Source organism: Tabrizicola sp., from assembly GCF_030694085.1.
Taxonomy (GTDB): Bacteria; Pseudomonadota; Alphaproteobacteria; order Rhodobacterales; family Rhodobacteraceae; genus Tabrizicola.
The window spans coordinates 1-1918 of the sequence record NZ_JAUXZE010000026.1; the positions used below are offsets into that span (position 1 = coordinate 1).

1 protein-coding gene is annotated in these 1918 nt (G+C 60.3%); it reads right to left on the reverse strand.

The genetic code is table 11. The features are described 5' to 3' along the window. Positions 1–19: 19 nt before the first annotated feature. The gene (locus Q8M85_RS03495; protein ID WP_305540326.1) at positions 20–1195 is read right to left on the reverse strand and encodes a transposase; all 1176 of its coding nucleotides are present in this window, start codon (positions 1193–1195) and stop codon (positions 20–22) included. Positions 1196–1918: the final 723 nt, after the last annotated feature.

Here is a 1918-nt window from a genome sequence, read left to right on the forward strand (position 1 = left end):
CAACGGTGTCCGAGGACATTCAGAGGTAACATTTTGTAGAGGCGCGTAGTAGTTCCAGCGCCCTAGCCCAGCGCATTCCGAGCAGGATTCCATTGCGCAAGGTGCGAATGAACTGCGCGGTCAGTTGGATCGCCACCGGCAGGAATTTCTGGATTGCGGCCACGGTGCGACCCATCGCGCGCGCCTGGGCCTGGCGTTGGATCAGTTGCCCCTGGCGCTTTTGCTCCACCTTCTCCTCCCGAATTCCATGCTCCCGTGCCAACTCCCCCCGCAGCAGGACCAACAGGTTATGGGTCAAGGCGACCAGGTGTGCCCGAATCTCCTGGGCGACCGGGCCCACGGCCCAGCTCTTGGTCTCCTCCAACTTGTTCTTGGTGGTGTCGAACAACTTCTCGATCCGCCACCGGCTCAGGTAGAGCAAGGCGATCAAGCCGGGCTCCAGATCCATCACCGAGGTCAGGAATTCGTAGTTCACCCCGCTCTCCGGATCCCGGTACCGGATGATGCGCATGGTTGTCGCCCCGTCGAAGCCCACGGACAGGTCGGCCTCGACTCCCTCATTGACGAGGTTCTTGCGGTCCCAGCCATAAGAACTGTAGATCGTCGGCTTCATGTTGGATTTGGTGCGGGTGATAAACCGGGCGCGACGTCCCTCCAGCACCATCCGCGTCCAGAACACCTTGTCCACGAAGGCCGGATCTCCAATAAAGATGGGAGCGGCCGCGCCCCTCCGCTTCTTCTCTGTCAGCAACCAGGGCACAACTTGGTTTCGGAAGACCGGCATTTCGTGACTGTGGCGCCCGTCTCCCTGCACGGCCCCCAGGTTCCATAGTAATCCCGAGTGCAGGCACAGCAGATAGAGATTGTTGGCCGACACCTTCCCTCCCTTGCGGTCACTCGGGGAGTGAACGGCGTGGTCAATGTGATGGCCGTCCACGGCATACACCGGGATGCCCTTGAGCTCCGGAAACCGGGCCAGAAGATCCTCCAAGCCGGAGCGGTTCCGGGTCACCAACTCCGCGTTCAGATCGGCCAGCACTTTGCTGCGGCGCGGGCAATGGAGGCTGTCAAAGAAGGAAGCGCGCGCGACCTCTTCCCCGAGGACTTCCCGGGCCATCTGGAGGAAGTCCCGTCCGCTGGCGGCCTGGCTCAGCACACGGCAGATGCCCAGGCGAACGAACCGGAAGTCATCCAAGGGACCCTCCCGGTAAACGCCACGGACGTAGTTTCCCAGCAGGTGAACGGCCGGGGCAAGGACCTGATCCAGCAAGCGGGGATTGGAATGGAGTTGGCTTGAAGAGAGGGGGGTAGCACGCATCAAGTGAGGGTATCAAATCCAGCCCACGGACGAAGAAGGGAATGAAGGAAAGCGCCCCCCGTATTGAAGGAGCCAGGTGGGGTCGCCATGGCATCGAAGGGCCAACTGGCATCGACCCGAGGAATCCAAGGAAAAGCCCGCCAGCAAGGCGTATAACCTCACCAGCAGGGCTTGTGGACGGCGGGCCGCGGAATTTTTTGACCCTCCCGGATGGATCCGTGGTTCGTGAAAGCCTCTCCGCACCAACAGGCCCAATGGCGGGCCTAATACAACCCAACAATAACAACTGTGGAGCCTCTCTCAACTAGCCCCCGGACACCGTTGCCGCTTGGGGATCAACTTCGCCGCGAATCACTCTCCGACGAACCGCCCATCCACCGCTTCAATCCCACGCCGACTTTTCCCTTGAACTGATAGCGCCCGGTTTTGCAGGTGAATCAGGCAGAACACAGTGGCTACCGAAACCAGCGCCCTTACTAATTCTACATTGGTTAATTCCGGAACTCACAAATTTGCGTCCCGCCGTTCCTTGGATTCCATGGCTCGTTTTCGTCGGAGATGACGCATTTGGATGACCGCCTCGATCTGGTCAGGCGTCCG